Origin of the sequence: Methanoregula sp., assembly GCF_049510175.1 — an archaeon.
Lineage (GTDB): Archaea > Halobacteriota > Methanomicrobia > Methanomicrobiales > Methanospirillaceae > Methanoregula.
In genome coordinates, this window is sequence record NZ_JBEKZF010000002.1 from 132,232 (window position 1) to 151,426 (window position 19,195).

Annotated in this window: 19 protein-coding genes; 6 read left to right on the forward strand and 13 right to left on the reverse strand. The window is 55.4% G+C overall.

Going from position 1 to position 19,195, the window contains the following annotated elements; translation table 11 throughout:
- Positions 1-82 precede the first annotated feature (82 nt).
- Both ABSG49_RS03730 and ABSG49_RS03735 read right to left on the reverse strand, forming a co-directional pair.
- Entirely contained in the window at positions 83-583 is a 501-nt protein-coding gene (locus tag ABSG49_RS03730; protein ID WP_424024760.1) for a hypothetical protein, read from the reverse strand.
- A gap of 153 nt (positions 584-736) precedes the next feature.
- Positions 737-2,335 carry a DEAD/DEAH box helicase gene (locus ABSG49_RS03735; RefSeq protein ID WP_424024761.1) on the reverse strand — a complete coding sequence of 533 codons (1,599 nt, stop codon included), beginning with the start codon at positions 2,333-2,335 and terminating at the stop codon, positions 737-739.
- A gap of 118 nt (positions 2,336-2,453) precedes the next feature.
- Here ABSG49_RS03735 and ABSG49_RS03740 point away from each other — a divergent pair, with 118 nt between their 5' ends.
- A complete protein-coding gene (locus tag ABSG49_RS03740; RefSeq protein ID WP_424024762.1) occupies positions 2,454-3,029 on the forward strand; it encodes a flavodoxin family protein in 576 nt (191 codons plus the stop codon).
- Between the two features lie 754 nt (positions 3,030-3,783).
- Here ABSG49_RS03740 and ABSG49_RS03745 read toward each other — a convergent pair.
- A complete protein-coding gene (locus ABSG49_RS03745) occupies positions 3,784-4,248 on the reverse strand; it encodes a tetratricopeptide repeat protein (RefSeq protein ID WP_424025144.1) in 465 nt (154 codons plus the stop codon).
- On the reverse strand, positions 4,203-5,444 hold the full coding sequence (locus ABSG49_RS03750; RefSeq protein WP_424024763.1) for a tetratricopeptide repeat protein: 1,242 nt from the start codon (positions 5,442-5,444) through the stop codon (positions 4,203-4,205). The genes ABSG49_RS03745 and ABSG49_RS03750 overlap by 46 nt, the downstream gene beginning before the upstream one ends.
- 637 nt (positions 5,445-6,081) lie before the next feature.
- Here ABSG49_RS03750 and ABSG49_RS03755 point away from each other — a divergent pair.
- Positions 6,082-6,648 carry a nucleotidyltransferase domain-containing protein gene (locus ABSG49_RS03755; RefSeq protein ID WP_424024764.1) on the forward strand — a complete coding sequence of 189 codons (567 nt, stop codon included), beginning with the start codon at positions 6,082-6,084 and terminating at the stop codon, positions 6,646-6,648.
- Positions 6,641-7,060, forward strand: a complete 420-nt coding sequence (locus tag ABSG49_RS03760; protein ID WP_424024765.1) for a HEPN domain-containing protein — start codon at positions 6,641-6,643, stop codon at positions 7,058-7,060. Before ABSG49_RS03755 ends, ABSG49_RS03760 begins: the two co-directional genes overlap by 8 nt.
- Before the next feature lie 112 nt (positions 7,061-7,172).
- Here ABSG49_RS03760 and ABSG49_RS03765 read toward each other — a convergent pair whose 3' ends face one another.
- The 3 genes from ABSG49_RS03765 to ABSG49_RS03775 form a co-directional block, all read right to left on the reverse strand.
- Complete coding sequence (locus tag ABSG49_RS03765) at positions 7,173-7,529, reverse strand: hypothetical protein (RefSeq protein WP_424024766.1); 357 nt, start codon at positions 7,527-7,529, stop codon at positions 7,173-7,175.
- Complete coding sequence (locus ABSG49_RS03770; RefSeq protein WP_424024767.1) at positions 7,526-7,681, reverse strand: hypothetical protein; 156 nt, start codon at positions 7,679-7,681, stop codon at positions 7,526-7,528. The genes ABSG49_RS03765 and ABSG49_RS03770 overlap by 4 nt, the downstream gene beginning before the upstream one ends.
- Positions 7,682-7,894: 213 nt before the next feature.
- Complete coding sequence (locus ABSG49_RS03775) at positions 7,895-8,638, reverse strand: MBL fold metallo-hydrolase (RefSeq protein ID WP_424024768.1); 744 nt, start codon at positions 8,636-8,638, stop codon at positions 7,895-7,897.
- A 108-nt stretch (positions 8,639-8,746) separates the two neighbouring features.
- On the opposite strand from ABSG49_RS03775, the gene ABSG49_RS03780 reads away from it, so the two are divergent.
- Both ABSG49_RS03780 and ABSG49_RS03785 read left to right on the forward strand, forming a co-directional pair.
- Positions 8,747-9,598: a hypothetical protein gene (locus ABSG49_RS03780; RefSeq protein WP_424024770.1), complete on the forward strand. Its 852-nt coding sequence runs from the start codon at positions 8,747-8,749 to the stop codon at positions 9,596-9,598.
- A gap of 164 nt (positions 9,599-9,762) precedes the next feature.
- Positions 9,763-10,602 carry a deoxyribonuclease IV gene (locus tag ABSG49_RS03785; protein WP_424024771.1) on the forward strand — a complete coding sequence of 280 codons (840 nt, stop codon included), beginning with the start codon at positions 9,763-9,765 and terminating at the stop codon, positions 10,600-10,602.
- A gap of 4 nt (positions 10,603-10,606) precedes the next feature.
- On the opposite strand, the gene ABSG49_RS03790 is transcribed toward ABSG49_RS03785, so the two are convergent.
- The 6 genes from ABSG49_RS03790 to ABSG49_RS03815 are packed head-to-tail and all read right to left on the reverse strand — an operon-like array spanning position 10,607 to position 17,874.
- A complete protein-coding gene (locus ABSG49_RS03790; protein ID WP_424024772.1) occupies positions 10,607-10,810 on the reverse strand; it encodes a DUF2997 domain-containing protein in 204 nt (67 codons plus the stop codon).
- 17 nt (positions 10,811-10,827) lie between these two features.
- Positions 10,828-12,450, reverse strand: coding sequence for an Hsp70 family protein (locus ABSG49_RS03795; RefSeq protein WP_424024773.1), 1,623 nt, complete (start codon positions 12,448-12,450; stop codon positions 10,828-10,830).
- A gap of 5 nt (positions 12,451-12,455) precedes the next feature.
- A complete protein-coding gene (locus ABSG49_RS03800; RefSeq protein WP_424024774.1) occupies positions 12,456-15,260 on the reverse strand; it encodes a WD40 repeat domain-containing protein in 2,805 nt (934 codons plus the stop codon).
- 6 nt (positions 15,261-15,266) lie between these two features.
- Complete coding sequence (locus ABSG49_RS03805) at positions 15,267-16,826, reverse strand: AAA family ATPase (RefSeq protein ID WP_424024775.1); 1,560 nt, start codon at positions 16,824-16,826, stop codon at positions 15,267-15,269.
- Positions 16,827-16,829: 3 nt separating this feature from the next.
- Positions 16,830-17,228, reverse strand: a complete 399-nt coding sequence (locus ABSG49_RS03810) for a DUF1257 domain-containing protein (protein ID WP_424024776.1) — start codon at positions 17,226-17,228, stop codon at positions 16,830-16,832.
- 4 nt (positions 17,229-17,232) lie between these two features.
- The gene (locus ABSG49_RS03815; RefSeq protein WP_424024778.1) at positions 17,233-17,874 is read right to left on the reverse strand and encodes a 4Fe-4S single cluster domain-containing protein; all 642 of its coding nucleotides are present in this window, start codon (positions 17,872-17,874) and stop codon (positions 17,233-17,235) included.
- A 303-nt stretch (positions 17,875-18,177) separates the two neighbouring features.
- On the opposite strand from ABSG49_RS03815, the gene endA reads away from it, so the two are divergent.
- Positions 18,178-19,188 carry a tRNA-intron lyase gene (gene endA / locus ABSG49_RS03820; protein WP_424025145.1) on the forward strand — a complete coding sequence of 337 codons (1,011 nt, stop codon included), beginning with the start codon at positions 18,178-18,180 and terminating at the stop codon, positions 19,186-19,188.
- The last annotated feature ends 7 nt before the right edge of the window (positions 19,189-19,195 follow it).

Here is a 19,195-nt window from a genome sequence, read left to right on the forward strand (position 1 = left end):
CTGATCACGCTCTACATTGCAAGGGTGGACGACCGGTCTGATGCCTGAATTTGAAGGAACGAATGCCAAAAAAAGATAAAAATTAATTGTACGACCGGAACGGCACGTACGCATCATATATCTTTACTTTATCCCCGTTGGGGGTAATTGCCCAGACTTCTGCCCGGTCAGTATTCTTTGTCGTGCCGGCAAGAACGACGTTTTTACCGACGGAGAGCGGCTGGACCATCCTGTCAGTTTCCACGACACCATCCGATCTCGTGATCTTGACATCGATCTCCGGGACGACATTCATTCCCTTGCCGCCACGGAGCGTGGTGGTGATCTGCGGATTGATGGACTCCCCGTTGCTCCCCACCTGCATCTCGATGCTCCAGATCTCCGGGAGGGTCTCGACACCGCCGGGCGTGAGGAAGTCTGAACTGGCAGTGGGAGCACTGGTGAGTGCGACCGTTGCTTCGGTCGTCGCGACTGTCGTCGGTGCGGGAGTGGCAGCAGGTGTTGCCGGCTGGGAACACCCGGCAACAAGCGCAAGTACCAGGCAGAATCCCAGTGTCAAGGCAATGACTAATATCTTTTTCATACCGGAAGGTTTCACGGGAGGGTATTTGAGTGTTTTGTCCCATAGGTATCTTTTCCGGAATATCGTGCAGCACGGTATAGCCCGATGGGTGAGGAAATTCGCCATCACCGGTTTTTCAGGGTAAGATGGAAAAAAGAATTACCTTCCGGACGGTTACGCCCGTTTTCCTGATGCCGGTTCAATTCCCGTCGGCTGGTTGCGGATCGTCCGCTCCTTCATAATGGTATAGACTTCCGCGGCATGCTCTTTCGGTATTTCGACAAATGAGTAGGAGTCAAGGATCCGGATCGCACCGATCGCCTTACCGGGAATTCCCGTCTCACCGGCAATTGCCCCGACAATATCCTTGGGGGCGACCTTGTGCTGCCTCCCCACTCCAAGGAAGAACCGGACCATGCCTGATTCCGCACCGGTATCCCCGAAATCGAGTTCGCCGGGTTTCTCTGCCAGCGGCTCGATGCCCACGTCCATCTGCATCTTCAGGAGGGCGGCGGCAATATCGATCGTGCTGTGATCCCCTTCGGTTTCCTCCTCGATGATCCGCACGAACTGTTCGAGGCCGCCGGCCTGGATCGTCTCGCGCACCCGTTCCAGCACCCCCCGGGTCCTGGACTGGGCAACATCGCTCGGGGAAGGCACCGGCATGCGGGTGATCTGGACCTTTGCATAATGCATGATCTCCCGGAGTTTGGTGAAATCTTTCGGGGCGACAAACGTGACAGCCTTGCCGCTCTTCCCGGCCCTGCCGGTACGGCCGATGCGGTGGACGTAATACTCCACATCCTGCGGCACATCGTAATTGATCACAATGTCCACATCCTCGACATCGATACCGCGTGCCGCGACATCGGTCGCGATCAGGATGTCGATGACGCCCTTCCGGAACCCTCCCATGACCCGGTCCCGCTGGGACTGTTTCATGTCCCCGTGCAGCTCATCCGCGCGGTACCCGCGTGCACGGACTTTGCCGGAGAGATCTTCCGCGCGGCGCTTGGTATTGCAGAAGATGATCGTAAGATGCGGATCGACCATATCGATGAGTCGGCAGAGCACGTCGAGTTTCTCGCGTTCCTTCACTTCTATGTAGCTCTGCTCGGTCTGCGGCACAGTCAGCTCCGCGTACTCGACCCGGACGAACTCCGGTTTGTTCTGGAACTTCCGGGAGATCTCGAGGATCGGTTGTGGCATGGTGGCAGAGAAGAGGAGGGTCTGGCGGTTCTGCGGGACTTTCTTTAAGATCAGCTCGATATCGTCGATGAACCCCATGTCGAGCATCTGGTCACCCTCGTCCAGCACGACGGTTGTGACGTCATCGAGCCGGAGCGTGCGGCGACGAAGGTGGTCCATGACGCGTCCAGGTGTGCCGATGACAATGTGGACGCCTGACTGCAGTGCGCGGAGCTGGCGTTCGATGGGCTGGCCACCGTAAATCGGCAGTACCGTGATGCGGGGGAGGTGGGCAAGGAGGTTTGAGAACTCCTCGGCGATCTGGATGGCAAGTTCACGGGTCGGGCAGAGCACGATGGCCTGCACGGTCCGACGGGACGGATCGATCTTTTCGATGATGGGGATACCGAATGCTGCGGTCTTGCCGGTACCGGTCTGGGCCTGCGCAGTCACGTCACGGCCGGCCTGGATGAGGGGGATGGCGAGTGCCTGGATGGGTGAGGGCTCTTCAAAGCCCATATCTTCTATTGCTTTCGCGATCTCCCGTGAGAGGTGCAGATCGGAAAACTGTATACGTGTATTCATATCGCACCACTATTTGGTGTCAGGGGTCTTAACATGGCGCACTGAGGACGGTCCCGGGTGCCGGCTGCGGGCGAATTTTTATACTGTCCGGTGAGAGGATAGTCATAAGGTGAGTAAGATGAAGGTTGTTGCATTCAACGCCAGTGCCCGTAAGGATGGGAATACAGCGATCCTGGTCAATGCGGTGTTCAGGGAACTGAAAAAGGCAAAGATCGAGACTGAACTCGTGCAGCTTGCAGGAAAGAAGATCCCCGGGTGCATCGCCTGCATGAAGTGTTTTGAGAAGAAGGACAGGCGCTGTGCAATCACGGGCGATATCGTAAACGATTGCATAGAAAAGATGCTTGATGCCGACGGGATCATCCTTGCCTCGCCTACGTACTTTGCCGACATATCGGCGAACATGAAGGCGCTGATCGAGCGGGCGGGCTTTGTTGCCATGGCCAATGACGCTATGTTCCGGCGCAAGGTCGGGGCATCGGTGGTCGCTGTCCGCCGTGGCGGGGCAATCCACGCGTTCGACTCGATGAACCATTTCTTCTTTATCAACCAGATGGTGGTGCCGGGCTCGTCCTACTGGAATGTCGGGATCGGCCTCGCGCCAGGCGACGTGAAACATGATGACGAGGGGATCGCCACGATGAAGACGCTGGGCGCCAACATGGCGTGGGTGATGAAAAAACTCAATAAGTAATTGTTCAGGAGAACCGGAAAACTGAAAATTTTATGCGGGCTCCCCGCCTCAGGGCCTCTCCGAGGCACGGCGGTTGACGCAGGTGGTGCTGGGGAAGGCATTCAGAGGAGAATTGGTAGAAAATAAAGAAAATGTGACTTGTGTTAAATAGCTGATAATCGTATGCCGAACAAGAAGAAATGTCCATTGATGAAGTCGTAGACCGTATCGTTACCCTCAACGATCGTTTGAGACATTTCTGGATGAAGGCAGATGGATGGGCACCGATAGAAGCGTCTCGGCTATTGAGTAAGTCCCGTCTTGATAGGCAAGTATCCCTATCGAGATGTCTAAAAATTTGGTTCGCTGAACCGAATCCAGATAATGAGAGTGGCCAATTGATTCTCGCGTGGGTCAATCTGGGAAGTCTCGTTGAAGGAACTATGAAATTATTCTTGTCTGTCTATTATATGGACTACCAGAACGATAAGGATACAATCAAAAAAGGGGGAATTTGATTGATCCTGACAGTTTGGAATTTGAGAGAATGCGTCATTTTTTCAAAAAACGGATCTGGGGAAACGGAGACGAAGAGTGGGATTCATGGATAGAGAAAATCCAGAAAAGACGAAATGCAGTTCACGCATATCAAGACAGAGATATTGGATCTTTCGATGAATTCTTTGTTGATGTGCGAAGATATCTGGAATTTCTACGAAGGATAAATGATCAACTTCCCTACCCAGATGAAATCTTTCCACCGAGAGATCATTAATCACTTTTTATAACAATTTGCGCACGCTTCGTATACTTTTTCGGCATTATCATAGTCGTTAATTTGTTCATAGAGCCATCCTAAATTTTTGTAAACTAATGCCATTCCATCAACATGTTTTAATTTTTGATAAATTACCAATGATTTCTCAAGTTTTTCTTTCGCTTCGTCATATCTTTGTAATTGTATGTTCGCAACACCCAAATTGCAATAAGAAAGTGCGATTTTTTCTTCTGCTCCTAATTGCTCGTATTTTTCCAGAGCATCATTGTAATAATCAATTGCCACAAGGATCAAACCCTTGTCAAAGAAATAATTTCCAAGAGTGCCATAAATATCGGCGACTATTTGGAGTAGATTCAGAGAAGAAAAAATCTTTTCTCCTGAATTAAAGAAATCCTTTGCATCATCGAATCTGTTCAGTTGTGTGAGGTATATCCCAATATTAAAACAAAGATAACCAATCCCTTTGTCAAACTCTTGTCCATCATAATACTGTAAAGACTTTTGACAACATTTTGTGCCTTTTCTATCTCCTTGAGGTCATAATACAACCAACCCAAATTGGAAAAACTAATTGCAATCTTTCTGGTATTTCCGATTTTTAAAAGGAGTTTATGAGCATTGATAAAATTCGGTTTTGCCTCATCGAATTTCTTTTGCATACGAAAATTTATACCGATCTTTCCCAATTGACTGGCAACACCCTCAATTCGACCAATTTTCTTGTTGAATTCTATCGCTTTATTGAAACAAGTTAATGCCTCTTCAAAATTTTCAGAAAGTTGATGGGATATTCCCAGATTTCCATAAGCAATAGCGGTAATAAGATCATCATTTTTCGATGGTTCAATCTCCAATAATTTATTAAACTGAATTTTGCTTCTTTCAATTAATCCAATTTCGATTAAAAACAGACCATAACGATTAATCACCGCAGGGTTTTGAGAGAGTGCATTAGCATCAATAAGTCCTTTTTCGGCTTTTGTTATTAGACCTGACTTTGCCTTCTCTCTTGCGTCGATAATTAGATCCAAGGCAACGCGATCATTTTTATTTTGAATAGTTGTTTGTAAAAGTTCTAATCGTTCAGTCTTTTCCTTATAATTCTCAATTTCTTTTAGTTTTTCAGAAATACCAAATGGTTGTCTGTCGAACCAATTATTCAATTGAATCCGAAATTGCTTTTTCCAACCTTCAGGATTTTCATAACGAGAGAAAAGGAGCTCTTTCGCAGATTCAATTTCCGCTTTAAATTTTAGTACTCGTGATATATGATCATCCGGGTTTAATCTCCGATCATCGGGGATATCTCTGAAAAATAAATGTATTTCAGGTTTTTTTGTCTCATTATACCGTTTTTTTGCTACAGCGAATTCCTCCTCGATTCCGGATGAATAGATCCCGGTTGTTACTCCCCATCGCATCCAAAGAATAATGACAACAAGCTCGCAGTTATTCAGATCTTTGTTAATTTTTTCTTGAGGTCTCCCCCATCCGAGATCTGTTTCTGCCCAACCTACTGCTTCAAGATGTATACCTAAAGCGTTAGCTTTTATTTTATTGGTCTCTTCACTTATCTCTCGAAAAAATTCTCTTTCTTTGACAATATCACTAGGGGACGCGATGAAAATTTTCACGACTTTTCTAGTATTATTCATTCAAAGAGGAGTGGTCTCATTCATATATTAAATTCAACGATCCATCATTTTTCCAGATCACGTCATTTCAAAACCAACACTATTCTGGAAAAATTGGGACTAGTTGAACTAAATACATCGTGATTTTCTGTCTATCTTTTCTGTAATAATTTTCTCGTAGGACTTATCAAACAGCATATGATCGTCCGCCATGTTTCGCTCCTATCCGGCGTGTGGCTGCAAATGAGCGTGGTGGCGGCGGGCCGACGGTGCCGGTCCAAGCCCACGCGGCGCCTGAGCGTCAGACCCCCCGTCTCCGTCGGAGAAAACCCCCTCCCAACGGGCCCCCCACAAACTGAAACCTGTCCCGGGACCCGTTTCTTCGCTGTAACGTGGCTAAATATGACCTCCCGGTCACAGGTGTAAAAATCGCAAAAACAGCCGAAACTCACCCCCATTTTCGCGAATTATTCCCTTCCGACCCCCCAAAAAGGGTAATCGGAGCCCTGTAGGGGCCCGGATTCGACCATCCCCAAAAACAGGGTATTCTCCGACGGAGAGGATCTCTCCCAAAAAGACTCCTCTCCGGACAGATCTAGGATCATCCCCTTCCCCCTATTGGATACATCTTTTATTCAAGAGAATACATTATGTATTCATGCTCGAAGCGATCATCCCGTCCCGGACCCGGGTAAAACTCCTGACCCTCTTCCTGCTCAACCCCGAGGGCGAAGTCTACGTCCGCGAGATCGTGCGGATGACCCACGAAAATATAAACTCCGTGCGGCGTGAACTCGCCAATCTCGAATCGTTCGGGCTCATCACCGGAAAGAAGAAAGGCATCCAGCAGTACTACACCGTCAACCGCGACTTCTACCTTTACGAAGAGTTGCAGAAGATCGTGCTCAAGACCGAAGGCGTAGCCCGGCACATCGGGGAGAACCTTGCAGCCCTCGGTGAGATCCAGTGCATCTTCATCTACGGATCGTTTGCCAGCGGAACTGCCGGCGCAAAGAGCGACATCGACCTGTTCATCGTAGGCGACGTGGATGAAAACCGGCTCATTCCCCTCGTGCATGAGAGTGAGCAGGCCCTCGCACGCGAGATTAACTACACGCTCATGCAGCCCGGTGAATTCCGGAAACGAAGAGAGAGCGGAGATCCTTTCGTAAAGAATGTAATCAATGAACCCAAGATCGTGATCACCGGAACCTGTGATGATTGACGATCTTGAACAACAGGGACTCATCAGAAAACTTCCCTTCGACCAGAAAAAAGTGGATGATGCCCTGGCGCACGCCCGCCGCGATTTAGCCACTGCCGGAACCATCCTTGCAAACGATCAGGATTGGGCCTATACCATTGCGTACAACGCAGTTCTCCAGGCAGGCCGCGCCCTCATGTTCTCAAAAGGTTACCGGCCCGACGGGGCAAACCAGCACGTAGCAGTCGTAAAATTTGCAGAACAATTTCTTGACCAGAGCGACACCATCACCTTTGACCGGATGCGGCGCAAGCGAAACAGTTCTGTCTACGACACTGCCGGCACCATCACGGATAGTGAAGCAGAGTTTGCATTGAAGCAGGCCGAAGTGCTGGTGAAGAAGATCGTTGCCTGCATCGAACGATTCCATTAACAAAAAAATAAAAAAACCCTCGGACTTTTTTAAAAGAATTTTTTAAATTAAAAATTTATCAAAAAATTCCCGCAAAAATTTATTTTTCCGGCCTTTGAGTTCACGCAATCCCCTACACACCTAGCGGTCTGCCGTCCCGGCCCAGTTCGATAAGACCGGCATTTTCGATGCGGAAGAACCGCCAGGTGCCGTGCTTGGACCGGAGCCAGAGCTCGCGGGAGATGGCGGCCACGTTTGCGATCGGCCGGAGCCGGAGGATGTCATCGTGGAAGTTCGCGGCGATCTCTTCAAGCGTTGCAAGGATCCGGCCCGCAAATCTCATGCGGACAAATGCAACCGGCAGGGTCTCCGTGATGGTGAAATCATACCGGCTCTCCGGGCCGTACTCTGCAACCTGCACGGTGCCCCACAACGGGGTGATCTCACAGCCATCCTTAAGCGCCCGGTAGGATCGCGGCTCCCGGCTCATGCCATCACCCCGCCCGTCCGCAGACCGGCCCGTAGCTCGCGCCGGACCGGCCGCGTATGGATACTCACGTTGTAAAAGTGCCGGCCTCCGCCTCTTGCAACGATCCGGTGGTGCTTCGCCTTGAGACGGGGGCTGGATGTACGGGGCAGCATCAGTACCTAATTTTTTTAAAAAACCGAATATATACTAATTGGTTGATGCGGAAATCTGACCGCAATTTGCCACCGCAATTAAAAATCAGAACTCATTTTGCGGCTGGATTCGTATAACCCGGAAGTTCTTTCTTTGAACCGCCGCTGCGAAGTACAGGAAAAATTAAAAATTACAGCGGTGCACGGCAGCCCGCCGCATCCCCGGAAAAATTCTCACACCTCAATCGTCAGATCATCCACCGCCGCAACCAGCCCCGGGCATTCCGGTGCAAACCGTTCCTGCACGGCCCGTCGCTCTTCAAGGGTGCGGTAGACTTCCGCCCCGAAGTGCGTGAGGGCAAGCCGACGGGCATGTGCCTGTTTTGCGATGGAGATGGCCATCTCCGGGTTCAGGTGCGGCCAGTCCGGGCTCTCCCCGCCAGGCTTCAGGCCGCATTCGGTGATCAGCAGGTCGGCGTTGCGTGCGAGGGTCACCGCATTGTCACAGGCTCCGGTGTCCGTGCAGTACGCGATCACCCTGCCATCGAGTTCCAGCCGGTACCCGAAACAGGGCGCGGGATGGACGAGCGGGAGGCAGGTGACCGGGAAGGGGAGGTTGTGTGTCCCTGTGGCCAGCTCGTGCACGCTGTTTTTGAAGGGAAGTTCCTTGAACGGCACCGTATAAGGCTCGGCGACAAACGCCTCAAGCATTCCTTTTGTACCCTCCTGCGTGAAGATCTCCAGTTCCTTCCGGAACCGGAATTTACACAAGGTATGCAGCCCGGCGATATGATCGATATGCATGTGGCTGAGGAACAGGTATGCCGGTTTGTCCTGCGTGATATACCGGTCGGCCTTCGCGATGCCGTTGCCGGCGTCGAGGATGATATCGTAGTCCTTTGCCTGGATCAGGACCGAGACCGTGTTGCCGGTCATACTGTCGTACCAGCCGTTGGTACCAAGGAAGGTCACCTGCATGGTAAGATGGTCGACCTCCTTTGTAAAAAGAGTACGTGCCAGACGGAGATCTTTTTATTGTCCCGCGGTGATTCTCGTTATAGAACTCTGTAAAGGAGAGCTGCAGGAATGAAACATATTACCGTCATTACCCTCATCACTGCCCTTGTCCTGTGCCTGTGCGTGCTGCCGGCCGCCGCAGTCATCCAGGAAGTTACGGTCAAGGGCACGATATCGGCAATCAGCAAGGATAATAATACCCTGACGATCGAGAACCCGCTCCAGTACGGCTGTAGTTACTCGTCCGGCAGTGCCCCGGTCTGTTCGTTCAATACCATGAGCGACACCACCCTGACCGGGAGCATGCCAAGCGACAGTGCCAACACGATCTTCAATGTCGGGGATACGGTTGTTGCCACGAGCCTTGGCGGCGCCGGGGGGACCTGGATCACCATCGCGAAGCTCTACAATTCGCTTCCGGCCGGCGAGTACGTGACCGGCCTTGTCGGGGACCCCGGCACCATTCCGACCCCGCTGGTCGGGGACTATGCGCTGGACGTTACCACGGCTTCCGACTGCACCACCTGTTTTGGGACCACCTGCAACGCGGCAACATCTTCTGTGAATGTACTGAGCAGCGGGACCAGGGTTCTAGAAAAGACCCTCGAACCCCGCCAGGTATTGCTATACAATGGCAGGAATGATGGCTCAAGCATAGAGGTCACGTTTGTAAATGGCGAGGGGTCGTCAGAAACCTGCGCGGGAGGACGAACCGGCATGACCGGCCCGCAACCAATCTCGGTCTATATCGTCAAGGTCGTGCCGCCGATCGGCTTCGACCAGCAGTTCCTCCAGACCCCAACAACTGTCCCCACTCCCGTCCCGACTGCAGTCCCGACCACAAAGTCCGGCAGCCTGCCGCTTGCCGTGATTGGGGCAGTGGGTCTTGGTGCGGCACTGCTTACGTACCGCATGAAATAAGCCTGCACTTTTTTTTCCATGAATGGGCCCCGAAAGGTACCTCAGCCGGCAGGCCCGGGATCCTGCGGCAACTGCAGGAGATGGAGGGGTACTGGCTCTCCCTATCACAACCCCCAAATACCCCTTTACCTGATTCTTGATCAGATGATACAGGAGTACAGTGCATGGTAAAAGTCGGGGTCCATGTCTCGATTGCCGGTTCCCTCGACCTTGCGGTGGACCGGGCGAAGGATGCCGGATGCGATGTGTTCCAGATGTTCTCGAGCAACCCGCGGGGATGGGGGTACCAGCCGATCGCCGGTGAGGTAAGCGAAGCCTTCCGGGCAAAGTGCCGGACCACCGGCCTCATACCGGTCGACCACATGCCTTACCTGCCGAACCTTGCCTCACCTAAACCGGAAGTCTGGGAGAAATCGGTATCAACCCTCACCGCCGAACTCGGCCGGTGCGGCACGCTCGGGATCCCCTATCTTGTGACCCATCTCGGCCACCATCTTGGCGACGGGATTGCGGGGGGAAGGGCGCGGGTGATCACGGCGATCAATACGGCGCTCGGCACATCGGAGAATGCCGTGCAGCTGATCCTTGAAAATACCGCAGGGGAGAAGAACAGCGTGGGGAGCAGTTTCGAGCACATCCGGGGGATCATGGACGGGATCGAAGAGAAGAAGCGGATCGGCATCTGCTTCGACACCTGCCACGCGTTCGCGGCGGGCTATGAATTACGGACCGAGGAGGGGATCGCTGAAACGCTCGGGCAGCTTGATGAGCAGGTCGGCCTTTCGAACCTCCGGGTCATCCATCTGAACGATACCAAGGGCGACCGGGGCAGCGGCCTTGACCGGCACGAGCACATCGGTCTTGGGTTCATCGGTGAGGACGGCTTCCGGCGGATCCTCCACAACAGGGTCTTTGTCGCCCTCCCGCTTATCTGTGAGACCCCCGTGGACGACCGGCGGGACGACCGGGGCAACATACAGGCCGTGAGGGATCTGGCCCGGTAATTTTTTAGTATCGCTGGATACGGGTGTATTGCTCTTCGCTCACCGGCTGCTCGTAGTATGCCGGTAAATATATCCGCTCCTCCACTACTCCCGCAGCATCCTCAAGGTTTTTAGTGAGTGCAAGGCAGTCAGCACCATGCGCCCCGTTCACTTTAACCTGTATCCTTCCCTCGTTGTCGATCATGATCTCCATTTCCTGCATTTCCATGATTTCCTCTCCTCCAGTTATGTCAGCCTGTGCACCGGTGCATCCTTTTTTACGAGGACCCCGGTCACAAGGTCGCGTACCGTAACACGCAGGTGTTTTTCTGCATCGAGCGTGAAGGTCATCTCGAACCGCGGGTCTCCCTTGAACGCCGGCGGGTCGGCGGCCAGCAGCGTCGGTGTCCGTTCGTTTACCAGCACCGGCCTGCTCCCGGTACCGGCATCGTCCGGCGGTCCGGCCACCCGGATCCCTCCGGCGGCATCCGAGACCAGCTCAAAGGCAGGTGCATGGGCATCCGCCGCGGTGATAATCTCGTACAGGGGAATGCCGAGGTGGGTCTGCCCGTCGTACGCGGCGCTGATGGTGATGCGGGCGACCTGGCCTGCGCTGGGGTACCGGGTCCCGCTGCGCACGAGGAAACGGTACCGGTGCTTGCGGGCTGTCGGGTCCCAGTACCGGAGCGCATAGTCGTACCTGATCCGGTCATGCCTGTTCTCACGGGGTATGAACAACGCAGCTCCGCGGGCAACAGCGTCGAAGGGACGATCGCACAGGACGGGAACATTTGGAAACCGCTTTTTAACCAGTTCCTGCACCGCTGGTATCGCACACCCCCTCCCGGTCATCAGGATGGCGACGGGCGGTTCCTCCCCGCACCCGCGGGAGCGTGCCGCTGCCAGTGCACGGCCGGTTGTCCGGTCTATGACTGACGGGAACCCGTGTTCCGTAACGATCCGATCGATATCGTACCGGGATATCCTGGCAGAAATGGCTGTTCCGGTGAGCGGAGCTGCAACCTCAAGCCCGGCATCGTCAGCTGCTGCCAGCTGTTCGTACACCTCCCCGATCCTGCCCATAATCGTCTCGTGTATCTGCCGGGCTTTTGCACCAGCGTACCTCATGCGGTTCCGTGCAAGCATATCCTGTGCAATCCAGCCATCGAGCGCCCTGCACCCGGTATCATCGCATGCCTGTCCTGCCACCCGCAGCTCCCCGGCAGGGAAATGAACCGATGATCCCTCCCGCCGGACAACGGACACAATGAGACCCGTTTCATCAAAACGGATGACGAGAAATGCCTTCCCCTCTTCGACATACAACCTGTACCCGGCAGCTGCGGCAGCATGCTCATCGAGTGTGTACCACGACGTCATCCCGGCCCCGCGGGCGATGCTCCCGAGCCATCTGGCATACCATTCGGGCGCATCCGGGGGAATGGCAAAGACAACCGCAGGGCTCCCGGGGCACTCCCGTGCAGCGCGTGCAAGGACGGTTCCCAGGAAATCCATGGCAGTATCGCGGAACGTGATCCGTCGGTCCGTGCCGGCCGGGATCTGCACCGGGCTTCCCTCCAGCAGGTATTTCCGGATCCATCGCGCCGTAGAGGGATGATCGGAACAACCTGCACGTTCAACTTCATCGCCGATTGTCCGACTCCCGTCCTGATCGTAATGGATCAAAACCGGTATGCCATGGACTGGTCCATCGGCTCCTGTGCCGGGCATTTCCTGCGACCAGCCGGGGAACTCCATGGTCCGGTACCCGCAGCCGTCCTGTTCTGAGATCCCGACGACCAGTATTCCGGCCCCGAAATCCACGCTGAGACGAATGGCCGGCCCGGAGGAATGTGCGTACCTGTCCACCAGTATCACCCGACGATCTGGATATCATACATCCCGGCATCGCGGAATGCCAGGCAGAGTTCGATCTCGTTCTGGAACCGGATGGAAAGCATGCGGTGGAGGAACCTCCACTGCTCAGCAACGGCAGTCAGGCTGGCCGCCTGTTCCTGTTCCCGTGCAGCATAGAGATCGGCAAGAGTTGTTTGTGAAAGGGGCCGCATGAAGGGGAGCCGGAAGATACGGATCATCCCGTCGAGACCGCTGGTTATGATACTGTCATCACCGGGTACGGCAACGATTCCGGTGACTGCTCCTGCATGGGCGGGCAGCGTCCGGATCAGTGAACGCCCGTACACGGAATAGAACGCAAGGATGCCCGTTTCGTATCCCGCAACGATTGCGAGGTCGTCATCGGTGAATGCAAGTGCCGTGGGTTTCCCCGGGACCTGCGGGACCGTCCCGGCTGCTGTACCTCCGGGCAGATGATAGAGCCGGATCACAGGGTCAGGGCCCGCGGTGGCAAGGAGGGTACTGTCCCGTGAAATTGCACAGCAACTCACCTCTTTTTTGGCATCCCTGATGACAGTGCTCTTCTTCTCCCCTGCCAATTCCCAGATGCGCACGGTTGTGTCATTACTAACGGTCACGAGAACCTGTCCCGTCTGATCGAGACAGCAGCAGGTAAGAGTGCTGGAGTGCCCGGGAAGTGTCCCTGTCGGTTTCCCGTCAGGCACGCTCCAGATCCTCGCCACCCCTTCCCATCCGCCGGAGATACATGCGGTTGCATCCGGAAGGAATGCAAGGCACCGCACGGTTGTTGTGAGACCATCGCACGTGGTAACAAGACTGCCCTTTGGGAGGTCCCAGATACGGAGGGTAGCGTCGCTTCCGGCACAGGTAAGATATGTCCCGTCATGGCTGATCGCGAGGGTCCTGACCGACGGCGTGTACAGATCGATGGACCGGACCAGGGAGCCATCCTCCCGCGAGAAGAGCCGTGCCGTGCCATCCGCAGTCCCGGCAACTATCATGGTGCCACCAGCACCTGAAGTGAGGGCAAGGGCGGTTACGGCCCCGGCCGGGCGCCGGAGGGTCCGGAGAAGTTCCCCGGAGGGGATGCCCCGGAGCGTGACGGTTCCGTCCCATCCCGCGGTAGCAAGGAGGGTGCTGTCCGGAGATACGGTACAGGCAGAGACCGGCCGTTTATATTCCCGGAATTCTTTTATCCTCCTCCCGTCGGGAACGCTGAAAAAATATACCGTTCCCTCGTTACAGCCGGCAGCGAGCAGGGTGCCGTCAGGAGTCATGGCGCAGCAGGTCGCCAGGCGGCTGTAGAAAGGAACTTCCGCTGCCGGGTTCTTCTCCGTCAGGTTCCAGAGCCGGAGGATGTGATCATCGCCCCCGATTGCGGCTATCCTTCGATCTGCTGATATCGCATGGCAGGCAGGATGACTGGAGTACCCTGCGTATATCCATACGAGCTCTCCGCTTCTTCCGTCTCTGAGTACCGGGAGGGAACGTTCATGGACCACGAACAGCTGGTCAGCATGTTCCGTGAACGCAAGGGCCCGGATAGCATCACCGGTGCCCGGCACGGTCCACATCTCCGTCCCTGTCACGACGTCACAGCAGCATATGGTCCCGTCGGCATGGCCCAGTGCGATGGCCTTTCCCTCAGGGGCCGAAGAGAGAGCGGTCACCGGGGACGGGTGCACCTGCAGAACCTGAAGAGTCTTTCCCGTCAGGCACCCGATACGGATAAGCCCTCCGCGTTCATCCCCGGCAATAATCTCCTCCCCGTTACCGGACATTGCAATGGAAGAGATCTGGTGGTTCTTGTCCGCGTACGACCAGATTTTGTTTCCTGAAGGAATGGCAGAGCAGTTGAGCGTTCCGTTGTTCCCGCCCGAGATCAGGCACGAGTTGTCCGGCGTGAATGCAAGGAAGCCGATGGATCCGGCATTTGTTGTAATGGATGCGAGGAGCCGGGCTGATGATACCTGCCAGATTACCATTCTCCCGTCGCCGTTGCCGGTGGCAAGGAGCGTGCCATCCCGGGAGAACGCAAGCCGCAGGCTCCGGCTGTCATGGTTTCCTATGGAGAGCAGGGGTTTTTCTGGTGCCGGGCAGGCCCATGATTCCGGCAGGTCGCGGACCAGCTCTTCAAAGACCAGCCTCCCGTCGCCACCCGGAGTCCAGCCGGAAGATTTCATGTCGTTCAGGACCACAACCGCAAGAGACGGGGGTGCGGAAAATACCAGAAGCCACAGCACGTCCCATGCGTCCGAAACAGTGAGGCTCGCTGTCACAACCTCCCACTCGCCATACGACCACGTCCCTGCACTATGGACCGGATCGGCCCCGATCAGTGCACGCGCGAGAATCCGGCCCATACGGGTGTCTGAAGCACTGCGGAGCGTTCTGGCTTTGATCCCTTCCGGTGCCGCGGCATACCCACAAGCGAGGATTGGATGATGGGCGTCTGGATCAAACCGGCACAACGTCTCTTCCTGCCCGGTGATATACAGGAAGAGTGCCCGTAGCCCCGGTTCCGAGGGAATATATCCATGAGTGACTGCAATTGTTTCAAGCTTCCGGTCCCCGAGGGCCAGCACTTCGTTGCAGAACGCATCGATGGCGTCCTGAGATCGAAGGGTGTGAAGGGCATCGAGCGCGATCGCCCGTGCAGATGCATCGGAGCTCGTCGTGGCTATGCCGGCCAGCGTACGGACTGCCTGGGCGTCCCCTTCCCCCGCATCCCCGGCAATCACTTTGACCGAACGCCGGTAGAGCATGGGGCCGATGACCGGAAATGTGGGGACGATCTTCATCGAGGCTCACGCGCGCCCGGTATCGAAGGTCTCCAGCGCGATCGTTTTCCCGTTCCCTGAAAGGGGGGTTGACGCCCGCGATGCGGACTGCACTCGCCCTTCCGCGAGCCAGGCACGGAGTGCGGCAACGGTCTCCCGCTGCGATACGGAGAGGGGGACCTGCGTCTTCATGCAGAGAAGGATGTCAGCGGTCGTGACCCGGCGCATGTTCTCGCTGAACGCCCGGTACATTGCATCGATGATCGTCTGCTCGATCTCGGCGCCTACGTAGCCCTCGCTCTCCTTTGCGAGGGTGTCCAGTTCGAACTCTGCAGGGAGGCATTTGCGCTTTTTCAGGTGCACTGTGAAGATCTCGCGCCGCTCTTCGATTGTGGGCAGGTCGAGGAAGAAGATCTCGTCGAAGCGGCCCTTCCGCAGCAGTTCCGGCGGGAGGGCAGAGATGTTATTGGCTGTTGCTACGACAAAGCACGGGGAGGTCTTGTCCTGCATCCATGTGAGAAGATGGGCAAAGACCCGCTGGCTTGTGCCGGCATCCCCGCTGCCGAACGCGAACGCCTTCTCGATCTCGTCCACCCAGAGAATGCACGGGCTGATCGTCTCGGCAAGCGAGAGGGCGCGCCGCGTCCGCTCCTCGGATTCGCCGACAAGGCTGCCGAAGAGTGCCCCCACATCAAGCCTGAGGAGGGGGAGGTGCCAGAGGTCAGCGATCATCTTTGCCGTCAGGCTCTTGCCTGTGCCGGGTATGCCGATCAGCGCGATGCCTTTAGGCGCCGGGAGTCCGAAGTTGCGTGCGTCCTGCGTGAACGCCCGCTCGCGCAGGCTGAGCCAGTCCTTGAGGACCGCAAGGCCCCCGACGTTCTCCGGAGCCTCGGTGTAGCTGTAAAACTCCAGCGCGTCCGAGGCGCTCAGGATGTCCTTCTTGTCGGCAATGATTGCATCGATATCCCGGTCATCAAGCGTGCCGCGGGTGACAATCGCCTTGGAGAATGCCCTGCGTGCCTGGTTGAGGGTCATACCGAGCGCGGCCTGGATGATCTTTTCCCGGCCTCCGGGCGACAGTGAGCAGGTGATGCCGCTCGTAGCAAGCAGGGTGTCGAGGTCGGCAGAGAGTTCGGCTGCTGTCGGAGGAGGGAAGTGAACGATCACGGCCTCGTCGCGGATCTCGTCCGGTACCCGGGGTGTCGGGGTCACGATTACGATCGTCCGACGGTTGTACCGGAACTGCTGCGAGAAGTTGCGGATCCGGCGTTTCACTTGCGGGTTGTTCCAGAACTCGTGGAAGTCCTTGAGGACAATAACGGCATCGTCACCGGTCTTGACAATATCGTCGAGTGCCGTGAGGGGGTCCCGCGACTGGTTGAGGAAATTTTTATTGCCGGCGATGACGGAAAAACCATCAACGCTGTCCCACGCAATGCACTGGCGGGGAGGGTCCCAGGTCTCGCACACCTCCCGGATCTGCGACACCACTCTCTCTTCTTCCGGTGTGATCACCACGATCAGGGTGACCCGGGCCCGGAGCGAAACGTTCAGCCTGCGGGAGAAATCGGGTTCGGCGAGCTGCATGGCCTACTTCCACCTCCTGACGACAATCCGTACTGTCCCGTCGTTCTCTTCGGTTTCCGAGACAAGTTCAAATCCGTCCGCGACCGTCTGTTCGAGTACCATTTTTTTTGCGTATTCTTTCTGGATGGTCTCGGCCTGTTGTTTCAGTTCTTCGGCAATCTTCTTTTCGCCTTTTCCCGAAACGCCCCACCAGTCTGCTACCATGTCGTACGTGCCGTCCGGGTTCTTCACGAATCCCAGGCCGTATCCTCCGGATTTTTTCACAGCGATATCCACGTTATGCCGGCCGTGGTACCCCGTGATGGTCGTATCGGTCTCGACCGTATAACCCAGCCCCTGCATGCACTGGATGAGCGCCTCACGGTGCCGGAAGGTTGTCCTGATACGGCTGAAATGCGACATTGTCTCACTCTCCCCGGCAGCGGGCAGCGATCTGACGAACCATGGTCTCCTTGGGAAAACCTGTGGTCGTGACCATACCGTCAGGAGCGATGGAAAATTCAATGATCTCTTCGGGTGCCTTTTCTTGCAGGGACTCCGGGCGGATTCTTCCGGTCAGGGTTATGACCTGTTGGTTCGAAGAACCGATGTATGGGTCGTTGCATGCCATGGTCCCGATATACGGGCCGGCGATGAGGAGGTCTGTGACATCAAGGAGGCGATTCCAGGCAGGATCATCACGTGCGGTGAGTTCTTCGTACGTGTATCCCGTATATGTTACGACCGTAAGCCCCGCCTCCCGAACCCACTCTCCCACAGATGCGAGTGCATCAGCCTGTGCAAAGGGCTCCCCGCCGGAGAAGGTGACTCCGTCAACACCCCAGGTTGCGAGGATCCGGCCGGCAAGCTCGTCTGCAGGAACTATATTGATTGGAGAAAAGGACCAGGATAACGGGTTGAAGCAGCCTCTGCACCGGATCGGACACCCCTGAACCCAGACAACGGCCCGGATGCCGGGGCCGTTTGCGGCTGACCGCGGGAGGAAACCCGCGAGGTTGAGCATGCTCCTGCATCGGCATCCATGGTCGCTGATCTGATGCACCATCATTTTTCCGCCACTGGTTATTGGCTGTTTACATGATTCCGGTGTGGGTAATCGATGTATCTTATAGTATTACCCAAATATTCCCGGAATGAAATCACTCTCAGGGACGTGCAATTAAGCATACTTATGAGATACGATCTGAGTATACAGGTTCGATATCTCCCCTTTTAAACGCATTGCTCTGCAATTTCCCGGTATCCCTTTTGTATTTCCTATGGAATACAGACCGGCCCGTTCATGCACGTTTGGTGCGCTTCCCATGTATCCACGCGCCATTATAATCCTTCAGCAACAATAGATCCGGCAGTGAAGGCAATATTTGACGGCACCGTGATCCGTTTGGGGAAAGACGGGTGCTCCCTGTACGAGCAGAGCGGGTACGGGCGCATGGAGAAAGAGGGTATAAGGCTCTCCCCTCAGGAGGCTCTCTATCTCCTCCACCGCCAGAAGATCGAGGTCGCTGGGTATAGTTTCGATACTCTCTTTTCCGAATTTGCCGACCAGCGCAATTTTATGCGCAGTTTCCTCGTGTACCGCGACCTGCGGGAACGGGGGTACGTAGTCCAGCCCGGTCCCCACGACTTCCGGGTCTTCCGCAGGGGGGAAAAACCTGGTACCGGAGAGTCACTCTATCTCGTGCGGGTCCTCTCGGAACGCGATCCGATCCATTTCGGGAAACTGATCGAGGAAGTGGTTACGTCGAGGAACATGCGGAAGCAGTATGTCCTTGCGGTGGTGGATGACGAGGAGGAGCTTACGTATTACGAAATCAAGCTCCAGAAGCTGGCGGATGCCTGCAGTGATGTGTCGGAACTCCCCAGTTTTGATGCGATGCTAACCGGCAAGTCCGCCATGGTGCGGGTGCCGGCCCACTCCGGGCTCGAGCAGGCCGGTTACGGTAAGCGGCTTGATGCGGAACGTCTCATGCTCGCCCCGGTGGAGCTCCTCTATCTCATGGGAAAAGGCACGGTCCTCCTGAAAAAAGGCAGCGAGCCCGTGAGTCCGGACAAATTCCTTGCCCTGGCAAGCGAGGCCGATCGGGAACTCACCCTGAAGCACACGGTCTATACCGAACTCCGCGGTCACGGGTTCACCCCCCGCACCGGCTACAAGTTCGGTCACCACTTCCGGGTATATTGTGGCAAAAACGTCCACTCCGACCTGCTGGTCCATGCCGTGGAGAAGGAGGCTACCCTTCCCATGAGCGTCATCTCGCGGTCGGTCCGCATGGCGCACAGCGTCAAAAAGAAGATGTTCTTTGGCGCCGTACATTCTTCCGGAATCCAGTTCGTCGAATTCGCACGGATAAAACTGTGAGCTAACC